Below are 14,288 nucleotides of genomic sequence, written 5' to 3'. Positions count from 1 at the left end.
CTGCAGAACCTAGCGAAATACCAAGCCGGACCCCGCCCAATGTGCTCGGGCGGGGTCCAGCCTTTGAGGGAGTTGGCACCGGTGGAGCGCTCTCCCGGACCCGGGCTTCTCGTTAATTTGATTTGAGCAGTCAAAGCGGATAGCCGCCCTAACAAAGCCGATTGCTGACAAGGGATTGCCTCAACGTTCCGGCCTTGATGAAAAATTTTCGGCCAAGTCTAAAACCTCAACCGTCGTCGCCCTGTAACGCTCGAGCGACCTGATGGGCGGCTTGCTCGTAGCTGCCTGGGGAGCGGGCGGCACAAACCAGGCTGAAGCACACCCCAACCTGACGTCAGACTGCCACTGCAACACCGTCAGAGTAGAGTCTCAAAAGCGTTTTCCGCACACGCTTTGATGTACCTTTCAGATGCCAACCTGACAAAGGCAATGAACAAGGTTAGAGAGCAGCGGGTGCAATCCGTGTATAAGGCGCCAAAGGGCGAAGCTCCGAAAGCCGCTGGAACAACACCACGCCGAACCGCAGATTATACGGTCGCGCCCCGCGAGCACACCCGTCACGGCCAGGACCGTCATGATGCCCGCGGTCACCCAGGAGTGGAAGCATCCAGTCGCCGCTCAGATCGCGAAGGCCGCCACGAGCTTCCCCTGGTCAAGGCAGCCTAACGCCGACGAGCATCCCTTCGCGCTCGAAAGTTCGCGAAGGGATGCTCGTCGGGTTGGGCAGTAGCCTAGTGGAGCTACCTCACAGCGTCCGCAACAGATTGGGCGGCCGCGGCAGGAACAGTTGCCGGGTGGGCGGCAGTGGCAGGTTCTGTCGGGCCAGAGGGTTGGAGAACACGTCCCGGTACGGCCGCGGCATGGGCGGCGAGCACGCCGGTCTGGTGCCTGATCTTCAGCCGGTAGAGCAGGGCACCGCCGCCGGTGACGGCACCGACGAACAGGACACCGCCCCACTGTAGGTACCACTCGAACGGGGGCACGGAGTTGTAGATCTCCGGGCGGGGCCAGATGAGGTTCAGCGTCATGGCGCCGCCCCACAGGACCGCGAGGATGTTCACTGGCAGACCCCACTTGCCCAGGCTGAAGCCCGGCTCTGTCCCGTCATCGGCCAGCGGCCACTTCTTCTGGAACCGCTTGCGGAGCAGCGGAACGGTGACCAGCAGGTAGGAAAGGTAGATCAGGACAATGCTGATGCTGGAAAGGATGGTGAAGATGGCGGGCTGGGAGACGTTGACGATCAATGGAATGATGGCGATGACACCGATGACGATGGCCGCCACCGTGGGCGTCTTCCGCTCCGGATGCACTTTGCTGAGCTGGCGGCTGAAGGGCAGGTTGTTGTCCCTGGCCATGGCGAACATCATTCGGATGGCGGCGGCGTGGACGGCGAGGGTACAGACGGTCACGGCCACCACGATGCACACCAGGAACGCCTTGCCGAAGGGGCCTCCCAATACGGAGAGCACGATGTACTGCAGGCCGCCATCGGCAGAACCCAGCTTGGGATCGTTGAGGTCGGGGGCGGCCAGGAGTCCGCCGAGGATAATAAGTCCGCCGAGGATGAAGGACGCGGTGATTGCACGGAGGATGGCCTTGGGGGCTGTCTTTTTCGGGTCTTTGGTCTCCTCGCCGAGGGAGCTGGCGGTGTCGAAGCCATACATGACGTACCCGGAGGCCATGGCGCCAATGAGGAACACCCCGAAGAAGCCGAGGTCGTGGTCCATACCGTAGCCTGCGGTGCTGAAAAGGACGTCCGGGCCCCGCACGACATGCCAGGCCAGGGCCAGGATGAGGAGTACGGCGGCAGCGAGTTCCACGAAGACGCCGATGCTGTTGATTTTGGTCATCAGCTTCACGCCGAATGCGTTGATGAGGGTGGAGATGGAGATCATGATGCTGGCGAGCAGCACGCCGTTGAGGGCGAAATCGTAGGTGCCGGTGCCGTCTCCGATGACCTGGAAACCGGACCAGATCTGGGGCAGGGTGAGCTGCAGGGCAAGGGCCACGGCTCCGAGCGCCACGATCGAGGAGATGAGCAGCAGCCAGCCTGCCAGCCAGGAGAAGGTGCCGGACGAGAGCCGCTTGGCCCAGTTGTACACGGAACCGGCTACAGGATAGCGGCCTGCGAGCTCTGCAAAGCAGAGCGCCACCATGAGCTGGCCGGCGAAGACGATAGGCCAGGACCAGGCGTAGGCAGGGCCGGCCATGGAAAAACCAAAGTAGAACAGTTGAAAAACGCCGGTGAGGATGGAGATGTAGCTTACACCGGCCGCGAAGCTGGCGAATTTGCCGATGCTGCGGTCCAGGGTCTGGGCATAGCCGAACTCGTCCATACCGCTTGAATCAGTACTCTTGCTGGGTTCCAACATTCGAACTCCTAGGTCATAAAAGCATGATGGTGATGACCCGCGGCCTCCATTGGACGCAGGCAATATCGACCGCCGGGCACCGCGCCTGTGGCGCCCGGCCATTCCCCCAAAATGCTGTTGCTAGCCGGCGGCCCCCACCGCGGCGCCATCGGCAGGTGAGCCAAACCAGCCGCTGGGCGCGGGCTGGGTGTTCTGCCAAATATGTTTTGCCTCGCGGTATTCGTTGAGGCCCGCGTGGCCAAGTTCACGCCCTATGCCGGATTTACCGAAACCGCCCCACTCTGCCTGCGGGACGTACGGGTGGTAGTCGTTGATCCATACTGTTCCGTGCCGCAGGGCTCCCGCAACGCGCTGCGCTTTCGACGCGTCCGATGTCCAGACCGCACCCGCCAGACCGTACTCGGTGTCGTTGGCGATGGCAACGGCCTCGGCCTCGGTCCGGAACGTCTCGATGGTCAGCACCGGGCCGAATGACTCTTCCCGCAGCACGCTCATGCCGGAGCGGCAGTTACCGAGCACTGTGGGCGGGTAAAAGAACCCATCCGCGAGGGTGCCGTCGTCAGGGATGTAGCCACCGCACAAAAGCTGGGCGCCCTCCGCGATTCCGGCCTGGACGTAGGCGTGGACCTGATCGCGGTGCCTGGCGGAAATCAGCGGGCCCGTCTCTGCGTCGGGATCAAAAGGCCCGCCCATCCGGATCCTTTTCGCCCGTTCCACCACCTCTGCCACGAAGCGCTCCGCAATCGTCTCCTCAACAACGAGGCGAGCCCCTGCTGAGCAGACCTGGCCTGAGTGCAGGAACACAGCTGTCAGGGCATTGTCGACGGCCGCGTCCCAGTCGGCGTCCGCGAAGACGACATTGGGGTTCTTCCCGCCGAGCTCGAAGGCAACGCGCTTCACGGTCTCCGCGGCTGCCGCCATGATAGTCTGGCCCGTTGCCAGGCTCCCGGTCAGGGAGACGAGGTCCACGCGCGGGTCTGAACTCAGCGGAGTACCCACCCGCGACCCGGATCCCGTGACCAGGTTCGCAACACCGGCCGGAACCCCGGCCTCCGCGAGGGTTTCCATGAGCAGGATAGAGGTCGACGGCGTGAGCTCGCTGGGCTTGAGCACGAAAGAGTTCCCTGCTACCAATGCAGGCGCCACTTTCCACGCCGCCTGCAGGAGCGGGTAATTCCAAGGTGCGATGAGGGCACAGACCCCGAGCGGTTCGTAAACCACCCGGCTGATAGCATTCGGCCGGCCCGTATCGATGACCCGGCCCGCATCGAGGCCCGCTATCTTGCCGTAGTACCGGAAGCAGGAGGCAATGTCGTCAATGTCGTATTCGGCCTCGACGAGCCGTTTGCCCGTATCCAGTGCCTCGGCCCGGGCATAAACCGCCTTGTCCCGCTCAAGCAGCGCGGCGACGCGAAGCAAGACCTCGCCGCGTTCGATGTCGGTAAGCCGGCGCCACGAGCCGCCGTCGAACGCTGCCCGGGCACTGGCTATTGCCCGCTCCGCGTCCTCTGGTGTGGACGAAGCCACAACAGCCACTTCACGTCCGTCCGCCGGGCAGCGCACAACGGTGGTCCCGCCGTCGGCTGCCTGGTGCCAGGCGCCGTCGAAGTACAAGCCCTTTATGGCGTCCTGCGCTTTTCCGGCGTCGCGGACCTGCTCAACCGTGGCGGTCATGATTTCTCCTTTTCCAGTGCATCCATCGTGTCTAGGCCGATGCCGCAGGGGCAGCAGAACCGGCAATGTTACGCTCCAGCGGGCTGATTCCGTGCCGGTAGAACTCGGCATGCTGCGGTGCCAGCGGTGCCTTCCCCGCAATCAGGTCGGCAGCCTTCTCCGCCAGCATCATGACGGGGGCGTAGATATTGCCGTTGGTCACATACGGCATGGCCGAGGCGTCCACAACCCGGAGGCCCTGTGTGCCGTGTACGGTCATGTCCAGGGGGTTCACGACGGCCATGGCGTCGGATTCCGGGCCCATCTTGGCGGTGCAGGAGGGGTGCAGGGCGGTTTCGGCATCCCTGGCCACCCAGTCCAGGATTTCAGCGTCGGTGCGGACGCTTTGTCCGGGCGAGAGCTCCCCGCCGTTGAAGGGAGTCATCGCGGACTGACCCAGGATGTCGCGGGCCACGTGAACCGCCTCGACCCACTCGCGCCGGTCCTGCTCGGTGGAGAGATAGTTGAAGAGCATGGACGGGTGGACGGTGGGGTCGGTGGACTTGATCTTCAGGGTGCCGCGGGCATCGGAGTACATGGGACCGATGTGCACCTGGTAGCCGTGCTTCGCGTCTGCCTTCTGGCCGTCATAGCGGACTGCGACCGGCAGGAAGTGGAACATCAGGTTCGGGTAGGCCACATCCTCGTTGGAGCGGACGAAACCGCCTCCCTCGAAGTGGTTCGTGGCAGCCGGGCCCTTGCGTCCTAACAGCCACTGCAGGCCGATGAGGGGATAGCGCCACAGGTCCAGGTTGGGCTGCATGGAAACCGGTTGGGTGCAGGCGTGCTGGATGTAGACCTCCAGGTGGTCCTGCAGGTTTTCTCCGACACCGGGAAGGTTGACCACTGGCTTGATGCCCAGCGAGCCCAGGTGTGCGGCGTCTCCCACTCCGGAGAGCTGCAGCAGCTGCGGGGTGTTGATGGCGCCACCTGACAGGATGACTTCACCGGCGTTTACCAGGTGGGTCTGGCCGTTGCGGCGGTACGTGACGCCGGTGGCAATGGTGCCCTTGAAGTTGACCTTGGTGACCATCGCCCGGGTCAGGACGGTGAGGTTGGAACGGCCGGAATTGGGGCGGATATGGGCACGGGATGCCGAAAGGCGCTGGCCCTTGTGAACATTGCGGTCAAAGGCCGCAAAGCCCTCCTGGCGGTAACCATTGACGTCATCAGTGAGGGGGTAGCCAGCTTCCTGGGCGGCCTTGAAGAACGCCTGGAAGAGCGGGTTGCTGGCCGGACCACGTTCCAGGACCAGCGGCCCGTCGTGGCCGCGAAGCTCGTCATCCGGATCCGCTGCCAGGGCGTTTTCCATCTTGTTGAAGTAGGGAAGGCAGTGGGAAAAGTCCCACGTTTCCATACCGGTGTCGGCGCCCCAACGCTCGTAGTCGAGCGGGTTGCCGCGCTGGAAGATCATGCCGTTGATGGAGCTGGAGCCGCCCAAGACCTTGCCGCGGGCATGTGCCACCCGGCGTCCGCCCATGTGCGGTTCAGGATCGGACTGGTACCGCCAGTCGTACAGGGGGTTGCCGCTGGGGAACGTCAGGGCGGCGGGCATCTGGATGAACAAATCCCAGGGGTAGTCGCTCCGCCCGGCCTCAAGAACCAGAACGCTGTTCTGGCCTCCTTCGCTCAGCCGGTTGGCGAGCACGGAACCCGCGCTTCCACCGCCGACGATGACGTAGTCGTAGTGTGTTTTGGTCATGCTGCAAACTCTCCTTCTACCTGGTGCCGGTGATGGGGCCCAGGGCGGGTCGTCGTTCTTTCGAAAGCGAAAGGTTGACCGTGTCAGCCGGAGAATCCGCGGTATCCCCTGGTGTGGCGTAGGTCATATTCAAGGAGAGTAGTGCAAGTTGAACAAGTGTTCAATAGGAAAACTGGACAAACGTTCAAAATTTACGCCAGCGAAACATCACGTCCCGTAACGGGCCGCGGGAACACGCACCTGTCCTTTACATGTGTCGCGGTTCCGCCTTAATGTGACAGAGCATTGGTGCCAGGCCAGGGCAAGATGCAGGTATTTTCTTCTGTGCCGCGCCGTTCCGTTCAGGGGTGGCGCGCAGCCGCTATGCGGCGAAGGCGATTTCTTCGGTGCGGGCGATGCTCCGCCGTATGGATTCCTTCTCCACGCCAAGGAGCGCGGTCAGCCACATGCCGTCCTGCAGGACGACGATGTCGGCCGCTCGCTCCTTGCATGCCTTGGTTGACAGCTCCGGCTTGGCGTTCCCGATCAGGGTCGCGAGCCCGTCCAGGTATCGGTCGAACGCCGCCGCATTGATCAGGGCGAAATCTTCATCCGCCTTCGCAAGTGCCCACAGATGAAGGCGCAGGGACAGGTAGCGTGTCGTCAGAAGTTCCGGGCCCGCAACACGGCGGAGGGCAATCCGAAGCTGCTCGTCCGGGGGCAGGGCGGGATCCGGCGCAACCAATGCGAGGTCGTGCTTGTCGACGCTGTGCAGTGCCGCGCGGATCAGGCTCGATTTGTCCTCGTAGTAGTAGTTCACCAGACCGAGGGCGACTCCCGCCTCGCGCGCCACGGCACGCATACTGACACCAGAAATCCCGTGGCGCGACAGCAGTTCCAGGGCTGCTTCAAGAATTCGCGACGGCCTGTCGACCTGCTCGCCCTGTTCGCGGGAGTTCACGGTGCCTGTATCCACCCCGCCAGCCTATGGTGAAAGCGATGCCGGTGCATCCCGGCATCCGCAGCGCCGCAAGACGTCCCGCTACCTTCCTTGTCCTTGCGCTACGCCGTGTTGACCGCCCCGTGAACGCCCACTACGGGAACGTTGTCGCGGTGCTGGGAGCTGCCTGATCCCATCTCAGCATCCGCCCCAGCAAAGGAATTCCAGTGCCAGACTCCTCGAACAAGAGCAGCAAGAATCCACAGACGCAAAGCTCCACCCGGATTGTGGCCGGTTAGCCTCCACCACGAAGCGTCCCTTGGGCTAGAAGGTCGGCATCGCAGGCCGCCGTCCTGGCCCTTCTCAGCGGGGGCGCCGCCGTCGCCTCCGCCGTCAACAGCACTCCAGCGGCTGTCCAGAAGCAACCCCCGCAGCAGAATTCAAGCTCGGCTACTTCGGCAACGTCCCCACGCCCCCACTGGAAGGGGTCGGCCCGGGCCACACATCGCGAAGGAGCTCGGCGACACCGAACTCAGCACCCAGGTGTCAGATGCCGGCAACCCTGGATCCTGACGGGTTATCACCGCTACGGCTGCTGAGGGAGCTCCCCCAACGGCTTCCGATCCCAGGGGTGTACTCGCGTGGTCCTATTGTTCAATGGGCTGCTAGCGCGTTCGTCGGGCTGAGTTTCGAGACGGTTTGGCAGGTTGCCGATCCGGCGGAGTCATGCGCAGCGGAACCGGGCCGGCGCCTGGCGCGTCACCCTCACCGCCGTCGGCATGCCCGTCCGGCCGGTGATGCGGGGCGACTGGTCGGCCGACTCAGGGTACGCGGCCGGCCTCCGGCTCGCCGACGAACCCGGCTGCACTGCAGTGTTCGGCGTGAACGACCTATGGCACTTGGCCTGCTGAGGGGTTTCGGGAAAACGGGAAATCTGTTCCGGAGGACAACACCCTTGTCGGGTTCGACGACGTACCCGACGCGCCCTCATACACTCCCCCGCTGACCACCGTCCCTCAGAACTTCGCCGAGGTCGGCAACCGGTGCGTGGATAACGTCCTGCAGCAAAAACGAACCAACACCACCGAACCGATACACCCTCGTCCCCACCGCCCTGCCCCGTAAGGGCGGCGGTCCGAAACATTGGGTGTTTACATGGGTAGTCCCCATAAGATTCCCAGACTTTCCCAGCACCATGAGCTACATGCGACTACTGCCCCGGAGTAGCCCAAGACTGAAAGTTGAGGGGATAGCCATGGCTGAAAACCCAGAGCGACCTCCATCGAGCGTGCTGCTTTGGATCGTAGTGATCCCGCTCGCGGCAGTTATGGTGGCCGCATTCATTTACGTTACTGTCACGATATTCATCCCTGCCCTAAACGAAGTATGGAAAGCGTTGTTCTAGACACGATCTTGCGGGAAAAGTCCCTCGGCCTCCGGCGTGCGCGTCCGGGCTGTCAAACCCAAGGACCCATCTAGGTCGACCGCGTCAAGCCCTTCGTGTCGGGAAACTCTGCGCCCAGGCCCTGGGCCAGCCTGCCGACAACCCCACTCCCCCACCGACAGCAGGAAGGATCAGCGTCGGGGCCCGATTCCTGCCCCGACGACTGCGCCAACGCCCAACCCCACGGCGAAACCGATAAACGGGCTGTCAAAGACTGCAAGGCCCAGGGTGATTCCGACGGCGGCGCCCACCAAGCAGCAGATCCACAGCGGTTTATTCATTGAAGCTGATGCTGCCGGCAGGACTGCCGAAAGTACTGAGCCGGCAGGCACGGGTATCCAAACAAGTACGTAAAGGCGGACATCAGCCGTTGTACGCTTTCTGCAGTTCAGCGATGTCCAGCTTCCGCATTCCGAGCATGCACTGCATTGCCCGCTGCGAACCCTCAAGATCGGGCCCGGCAATCAGGGAGCTCAGTACAGAAGGAACGATCTGCCAGGAAACTCCGAAACGGTCCTTGAGCCAGCCGCACCGGCTTTCGCTGCCACCGTCCGTCAGGGCCGTCCAGTAGCGGTCCACGGCTTCCTGGTCCTCGCAGTTGACCACAAACGAAACGGCTTCGGTAAAACTCGAGGCACGTGCCCCATTCAATGCAGTAAATCCGCGGCCCTCCAGCTCGAACTCGACGACGATCGCCTGGCCTGCGGGACAGGGCGCACCTTCGCCGAAGCGCGAAACGCCGAGGATCTTCGAGTCATCAAATACCGACGTGTAGAACTCTGCAGCCTCTTCGGCCTCGTTCTCGAACCAGAGGCATGTTCCGATGGTACGTGGCATGGGTGCTCCCTTCCGGCTCGAGCCTAGTGCGGAAGCCCCTGCCGGACAACGGTCCCAACTCCCAGCAGTCTCATGCGACTGGCGCTCCGGGGGCTGATGGTGCCGCCGCCAACCGGCTGACGAGTCCCACGGTGTTGCCCTCGCTGTCCCGGATAAAAGCCAGCCACTCGTCACTGCCTGCCGGACCAAGAAGCCCGTCAGTGTGTCTGTAGATCACATGCGGGGCCGCCACTACCTCCACACCCCTGCCGGCAAGCTCATCCACGGACTTCCTCACATCGGAAACCTCTAGGTACAAGAGAGCCCGCGGGACACCTGATTCCAGCAGCAGCCGCACGCCCTCCAGGTCGAAGAACAGAAGGCCGGGCGGGTCGAACACCGCCGTTGGTTGAACAGCCAGCAGATCTGTGTAAAACGACGCCGCCCGTTGGAGATCCCCGGCGTACTGGGCAACCTGAATCAACCGCATGGCTCCAGCCTTCCTCTTGTCCGCTCTGCCTGGTTTGGTCCATCCTGCTCATGCGCAGGGGGTCGGGCAAGGGCCGGGTAGGGACGGCGCCGGGGAACAACTGGCAATTGCTAGGCTCGAAACCATGACGCCTTCGATTCGCCGGACCAGCCCTTCGCCCTCGGGGCGGCAGGCAGCAGCTGCAGCCGTTGCCGACGCCGTCCTGATCCTGGTGTTCGCAGCCGTCGGCCGTGACGCCCACCAACGCGGCGATGTTATTGCAGGCGTCCTGATCACTGCCTGGCCGTTTCTGGCCGGGGCGGGTTTTGGATGGCTGGCGGCAAGGGCCTGGCGAAACCCCCTGTCGGTGCGCTGGACGGGCCTGGCGGTCTGGCTTGGGGCCCTCGGGGGCGGCATGCTGCTCCGGCTGCTGACCAACCAGACAGTTGTCCTGCCGTTCATCATCGTGGCGTTGCTGAGCCTGGGGTTGCTGCTGGTGGGGTGGCGGCTGGCGTGGGCAGGGGCCCGTCTGCTCCGGAGCGCCTGAAAGAACGAGGCAGGGGTGGCTGGAGGCCGCGGGCAGCCCGCCCTGATGTAATAGGCTGGCAGCACTGAAAGCTTGCCGGGCTACGCTACGGCGCAACCAGATCCGGAAGGATTTATCGTGATCACCGCATTCGTTCTGATCAAGACCGACGCTGCCCGCATTCCTGAGACGGCCGAGGAGATCTCAGCGATTGAGGGCATCAGCGAGGTGTACTCCGTTACCGGCGAATGGGACCTGATCGCGGTGGCAAGGGTGCCCCGGCACGAGGACCTGGCCGACGTCATCGCGGACCGCCTGTCCAAGGTCCCTGCCGTTGTCCACACAACGACGCACATCGCATTCCGTGCCTACTCCCAGCATGACCTGGACGCTGCTTTCGCCCTCGGCTTCGAGCAGTAGCAGAGTAAAGCGGATCACTGACGGCTCAACGAGACCCAATTCTCCAGGACGGCTGCGGCAGAGCCTGAGCCAATGGATTCGGCTGCCCGGCTGTACGCCTCCTGCATCCGGTCGAGGAACGCGCCGTCCGCGCTCCTGTCGAACGCCACCAGGCCGGCTGCCGCGTTAAGGAGAACAGCGTCCCGGGCCGCACCTTCCTTGCCTGCAAGGACCTCGCGGACCACGGCGGCATTGGCTTGCGCGTCTCCCCCGCGGAGCTGCTCAACAGTTGCCGGTCTGATGCCCAGGTCCGTTGGGGAGAACGTCAGTTCCGTCACACCACCATTTCGGATCTCCCAGACGGTTGAGGGACCCGTGGTGGTCAGTTCGTCAAGCCCGTCATTTCCGCGGAACACCAGGCCCCGGCTGCCGCGCTGGGCCAGGACGCCCGCCACCAACGGCGCCATTCTTGCGTTCGCGACTCCCACTGCTGAAGCCTGGACTTTGGCCGGGTTGGTCAGCGGACCAAGGAAGTTGAAGGCGGTGGGGACGGCCAGTTCACGCCGGGGAACGGCCGTATGGCGGAACGACGGGTGGAAGACCTGGGCGAAGCAGAAAGTTATGCCGGCCTCCTCCGCGTTGTGCGCCACCTGTTCAATGGACAGGTCAAGGCGGACGCCCAGGGCCTCCAGTACGTCCGCAGAACCGGACGACGACGAAGCCGCCCGGTTGCCGTGCTTAACAACCTTCGCCCCTGCCCCGGCAGCCACCAGGGCGGCCATGGTGGAGATGTTCACGGTGTTCAACTGGTCACCGCCCGTCCCGACGATATCCAGCTTCTCGCCGGATATGGAGACTGGCTTGGCGTGGGCAAGCATGGCGTCCACGAGGCCGGTGAGCTCGTCAACCGTTTCACCCTTGGCACTGAGGGCCACCAGGAATCCGGCAATCTGGGCGGGCGTTGCTTCCCCGGACATGATGGTATCCATGGCCCAGGCGGTGCTCTCCGCCGTGAGGTCCTTGCCATTGATCAGCGCCGAGATCAGCCTCGGCCAGGTGTTGCCCGCCGGTGTTGCGGATGCGTGTGAAGTCACCTGCTGATGCTATCGAGGGATGGCAGGGGCTGACCAATATGAACGGGTCAAGGAACTTTTTAGTGCGATTTCGCGCCTTTGTAGAAAAAGTCCCCCGAAAAGGCGGTTTGCGTTGGGCAGCACGGACTTTTACAGACATAATGTCTATGTGACATCTGCGACCCATGCCCCCAGTACCCCGGCGCACCCCACGCTGAACCGCCCCAATATGGTTTCCGTTGGAACCGTTGTATGGCTGTCCAGTGAGTTGATGTTCTTCGCCGGTCTCTTCGCCATGTACTTCACGCTGCGCTCCACGAGCGCAGAGATGTGGGCGGCTGAGACGGCCAAGCTCAACTTCCCCTTTGCGCTCGCCAACACGATCGTCCTCGTGGCAAGTTCGTTTACTTGCCAGATGGGCGTTTTCGCCGCCGAGCGGCTGCAGCCGCGCCGCACCGGAGGGGCCTTCCAGTTCGCCCGCTGGGGCATGAACGAATGGTTCACGCTTACCTTCCTTATGGGGGCGTTCTTCGTCGCCGGCCAGGCCACGGAATACGCAATGCTGGTTTCCGAGCACGTCTCGCTCTCCTCCAACGCCTACGGTTCGGCCTTCTACATGACCACCGGCTTCCACGGCCTCCACGTCATCGGCGGCCTGGTGGCCTTCCTCCTGATCATGGGCCGGTCCTTTGCCGCGAAGAAGTTCGGGCACTTCGAAGCAACGTCTGCGATCGTCACCTCGTACTACTGGCACTTTGTGGATGTCGTCTGGATCGGCCTCTTCCTGGTCATCTACGTACTCAAGTAGCCAGCTTTGATTCTTTTTCTACAAGAGGCAGAATTTCAGGTAGCGGCTTCCGTAGCCGGCGCAGGATCGAATAAAGGAACCACCACGTGAAGGCACTCTCGCAAAAGCGGCGTCACCCACTGGCAGCAATCGCGCTGCTTCTGATGGGACTCCTCATCACCGGCGGGCTGTACGCCGTGGCCACCACCGTCAACGAGGCCAAGGCTTCCACTACCACCTTCAGTGCCAATGACGTCGAAGAAGGCGGCAAGCTCTTCGCCGCCAACTGCGCCACGTGCCACGGCATGGGCGGGAGTGGCTCCCAGGATGGCCCGTCCCTCGTCGGTGTAGGCGCCGCATCTGTTGACTTCCAGGTGGGAACCGGCCGCATGCCCATGCAGATGAATGGCCCCCAGGCGCTGGAGAAGCCCGTCCAGTTCAACGATCAGCAGACCCACCAGCTTGCAGCCTATGTTGCTTCCCTGGGTGCCGGCCCGGCAATCCCTGAGCAGAGCCTGCTGGAAGGCGGCGATGCAGCTGCCGGCGGCGAGCTCTTCCGTACCAACTGCGCCATGTGCCACAACGCTGCCGCTGCCGGCGGTGCACTGACCCGCGGTAAGTTCGCGCCCGCGTTGGCGGATACGTCAGGCAAGCACATTTACGAGGCCATGGTCACCGGTCCGCAGAACATGCCTGTCTTCAGCGATTCCAACATCACCCCTGAAGGCAAGCGCGACATCATCACGTTCCTGAAGCAGATCGAAACCAACGGCTCCCCCGGCGGCGCTGAGCTGGGATCCCTGGGTCCTGTGGCAGAAGGCCTGTTCGTCTGGATCGCAGGTCTCGGCGTCATCATCGCCTTTACCATCTGGCTGACCTCACGGACGTCCTAGGACCTCCGCGAAGCTGCACAACTTCTGCTGATCCGTCAGCAGTTTGATATTAGAAACTAACCCGGCACCCGCCGGGACGAGAGAAGGATGAGGCGAATTATGGGCAACCATAGTGACGGCAGTCCGAACCACTCGGGCACCGTAGCTACGGCTGGTCAGAATGAGGTGGAGAAGTTCCAGGACCCTGGACTTCCTCCGCACCGTTTGCGCCTGGCTGACACGGACCCGAAGGCCGCAAAGCGGGCAGAACGGCAGGTCGCCTTACTATTTGGCATCTCTGTTGTTGGAACCCTGATCTTCCTGGTGGCGTACTTTGCCATCGATCTGGGGCCCGGTGAATCAACTATCGGCAACATCCGGCTCCAGAACATGCTCCTGGGTCTTGGAACGGCCTTCGCTATGCTCGGCATCGGTACCGGCATCGTGCACTGGGCCAAGGCCCTCATGCCGGACCACGAAGTCTCCGAAGAGCGCCACGCCATCCGCTACGAAGAGGACCGCCAGGCTGCAGTCCGCATCGTTGACGACATCGTGGAAGAGACGGGCATTAAGCGCCGTCCGCTGATCCGGAACACCCTGCTGGGTGCGGTTGCACTTGCCCCGCTGCCTGCAGTTGCCATTTTCGGCGACCTCGGACCGCGCCCGGACAACAAGCTGGCCCACACCATGTGGGCACCCACGGACGGCAGGCTCAAGCGTCTGGCCCGTGACCCTGACGGAACGCCCATCAAGGCCTCCGACGTCACCATCGGTTCAGCCTTCCACGTCATCCCGGAGGGCCTGAACGAACTTGTCGAGGGCAAGCTCAACGAGAAGGCCAAGGCCGTTGTGCTGCTCATGCGCCTGGATCCCGACTCGCTGAACCCCTCCGCGGGCCGCGAGGACTGGGGATACAACGGCATCGTTGCTTACTCCAAAATCTGCACCCACGTCGGGTGCCCCGTTGCTCTCTATGAGCAGCAGACGCACCACCTGCTGTGCCCGTGCCACCAGTCCACCTTTGACCTCACGCAAGAGTGCAAGGTGATCTTCGGCCCCGCCAGCCGGCCGCTCCCCCAGCTGCCCATCGCAGTTGACGACGAGGGCTACCTGGTCGCTACCAGCGACTTCAAAGAACCTGTAGGACCAAGTTACTGGGAGCGTGATATGCATGAGCGCAGCATCAACAGCTGAGC

At 63.0% G+C, this 14,288-nt stretch carries 13 protein-coding genes and 1 pseudogene; 6 read left to right on the top strand and 8 right to left on the bottom strand.

Annotation, left to right across the window (positions count from 1 at the left end):
• Window positions 1–740: 740 nt before the first annotated feature.
• The 4 genes from AC5RWX_RS22905 to AC5RWX_RS22890 all read right to left on the bottom strand — a co-directional run bounded on the left by AC5RWX_RS22905 (window position 741) and on the right by AC5RWX_RS22890 (window position 6,742).
• On the bottom strand, window positions 741–2,372 hold the full coding sequence (locus AC5RWX_RS22905; protein ID WP_494098597.1) for an APC family permease: 1,632 nt from the start codon (window positions 2,370–2,372) through the stop codon (window positions 741–743).
• A 120-nt stretch (window positions 2,373–2,492) separates the two neighbouring features.
• A complete protein-coding gene (locus AC5RWX_RS22900; RefSeq protein ID WP_494098596.1) occupies window positions 2,493–4,046 on the bottom strand; it encodes an aldehyde dehydrogenase family protein in 1,554 nt (517 codons plus the stop codon).
• A 31-nt stretch (window positions 4,047–4,077) separates the two neighbouring features.
• Window positions 4,078–5,787, bottom strand: coding sequence for a choline dehydrogenase (betA, locus tag AC5RWX_RS22895; RefSeq protein WP_494098595.1), 1,710 nt, complete (start codon window positions 5,785–5,787; stop codon window positions 4,078–4,080).
• A 361-nt stretch (window positions 5,788–6,148) separates the two neighbouring features.
• Complete coding sequence (locus AC5RWX_RS22890; RefSeq protein ID WP_494098594.1) at window positions 6,149–6,742, bottom strand: TetR/AcrR family transcriptional regulator; 594 nt, start codon at window positions 6,740–6,742, stop codon at window positions 6,149–6,151.
• A gap of 888 nt (window positions 6,743–7,630) precedes the next feature.
• On the opposite strand from AC5RWX_RS22890, the pseudogene AC5RWX_RS22885 reads away from it, so the two are divergent.
• Window positions 7,631–7,831: pseudogene (locus tag AC5RWX_RS22885) on the top strand (substrate-binding domain-containing protein); the annotation flags it as partial.
• 450 nt (window positions 7,832–8,281) lie between these two features.
• Here the strand turns inward: AC5RWX_RS22885 and AC5RWX_RS22880 are convergent.
• From AC5RWX_RS22880 to AC5RWX_RS22870, 3 genes are all read right to left on the bottom strand, one after another.
• Complete coding sequence (locus tag AC5RWX_RS22880; RefSeq protein WP_387552618.1) at window positions 8,282–8,431, bottom strand: hypothetical protein; 150 nt, start codon at window positions 8,429–8,431, stop codon at window positions 8,282–8,284.
• Between the two features lie 82 nt (window positions 8,432–8,513).
• Window positions 8,514–8,987 (bottom strand): VOC family protein, encoded by a 474-nt coding sequence (locus tag AC5RWX_RS22875; protein ID WP_494098593.1) that lies wholly within the window; start codon window positions 8,985–8,987, stop codon window positions 8,514–8,516.
• Window positions 8,988–9,057: 70 nt separating this feature from the next.
• On the bottom strand, window positions 9,058–9,456 hold the full coding sequence (locus tag AC5RWX_RS22870) for a VOC family protein (RefSeq protein WP_494098592.1): 399 nt from the start codon (window positions 9,454–9,456) through the stop codon (window positions 9,058–9,060).
• 124 nt (window positions 9,457–9,580) lie between these two features.
• On the opposite strand from AC5RWX_RS22870, the gene AC5RWX_RS22865 reads away from it, so the two are divergent.
• Both AC5RWX_RS22865 and AC5RWX_RS22860 read left to right on the top strand, forming a co-directional pair.
• Entirely contained in the window at window positions 9,581–9,982 is a 402-nt protein-coding gene (locus AC5RWX_RS22865) for a DUF3054 domain-containing protein (protein ID WP_494098591.1), read from the top strand.
• 117 nt (window positions 9,983–10,099) lie between these two features.
• On the top strand, window positions 10,100–10,381 hold the full coding sequence (locus AC5RWX_RS22860; RefSeq protein ID WP_139029459.1) for an Lrp/AsnC family transcriptional regulator: 282 nt from the start codon (window positions 10,100–10,102) through the stop codon (window positions 10,379–10,381).
• 14 nt (window positions 10,382–10,395) lie between these two features.
• On the opposite strand, the gene trpD is transcribed toward AC5RWX_RS22860, so the two are convergent.
• Window positions 10,396–11,454, bottom strand: a complete 1,059-nt coding sequence (gene trpD, locus AC5RWX_RS22855) for an anthranilate phosphoribosyltransferase (RefSeq protein ID WP_494098590.1) — start codon at window positions 11,452–11,454, stop codon at window positions 10,396–10,398.
• Between the two features lie 148 nt (window positions 11,455–11,602).
• Here trpD and ctaE point away from each other — a divergent pair, with 148 nt between their 5' ends.
• The 3 genes from ctaE (at window position 11,603) to qcrA (ending at window position 14,286) form a co-directional block, all read left to right on the top strand.
• Window positions 11,603–12,241 carry an aa3-type cytochrome oxidase subunit III gene (ctaE, locus tag AC5RWX_RS22850; RefSeq protein WP_494098589.1) on the top strand — a complete coding sequence of 213 codons (639 nt, stop codon included), beginning with the start codon at window positions 11,603–11,605 and terminating at the stop codon, window positions 12,239–12,241.
• 86 nt (window positions 12,242–12,327) lie between these two features.
• Complete coding sequence (gene qcrC / locus AC5RWX_RS22845; RefSeq protein WP_494098588.1) at window positions 12,328–13,113, top strand: cytochrome bc1 complex diheme cytochrome c subunit; 786 nt, start codon at window positions 12,328–12,330, stop codon at window positions 13,111–13,113.
• Between the two features lie 99 nt (window positions 13,114–13,212).
• The gene (qcrA, locus tag AC5RWX_RS22840; RefSeq protein WP_494098587.1) at window positions 13,213–14,286 is read left to right on the top strand and encodes a cytochrome bc1 complex Rieske iron-sulfur subunit; all 1,074 of its coding nucleotides are present in this window, start codon (window positions 13,213–13,215) and stop codon (window positions 14,284–14,286) included.
• Window positions 14,287–14,288: the final 2 nt, after the last annotated feature.

Source organism: Arthrobacter sp. SPT-J7 (assembly GCF_059089965.1).
This window is presented reverse-complemented; position numbering and strand designations above follow the sequence as displayed.

Bases quoted from the DNA above. Each gene is read 5' to 3' on its own strand.
- betA (WP_494098595.1), bottom strand. From the start codon at position 5,787: ATGACCAAAACACACTACGACTACGTCATCGTCGGCGGTGGAAGCGCG.
- qcrA (WP_494098587.1), top strand. From the start codon at position 13,213: ATGGGCAACCATAGTGACGGCAGTCCGAACCACTCGGGCACCGTAGCT.
- AC5RWX_RS22880 (WP_387552618.1), bottom strand. From the start codon at position 8,431: ATGAATAAACCGCTGTGGATCTGCTGCTTGGTGGGCGCCGCCGTCGGA.
- AC5RWX_RS22870 (WP_494098592.1), bottom strand. From the start codon at position 9,456: ATGCGGTTGATTCAGGTTGCCCAGTACGCCGGGGATCTCCAACGGGCG.
- AC5RWX_RS22865 (WP_494098591.1), top strand. From the start codon at position 9,581: ATGACGCCTTCGATTCGCCGGACCAGCCCTTCGCCCTCGGGGCGGCAG.
- AC5RWX_RS22900 (WP_494098596.1), bottom strand. From the start codon at position 4,046: ATGACCGCCACGGTTGAGCAGGTCCGCGACGCCGGAAAAGCGCAGGAC.
- AC5RWX_RS22875 (WP_494098593.1), bottom strand. From the start codon at position 8,987: ATGCCACGTACCATCGGAACATGCCTCTGGTTCGAGAACGAGGCCGAA.
- AC5RWX_RS22905 (WP_494098597.1), bottom strand. From the start codon at position 2,372: ATGTTGGAACCCAGCAAGAGTACTGATTCAAGCGGTATGGACGAGTTC.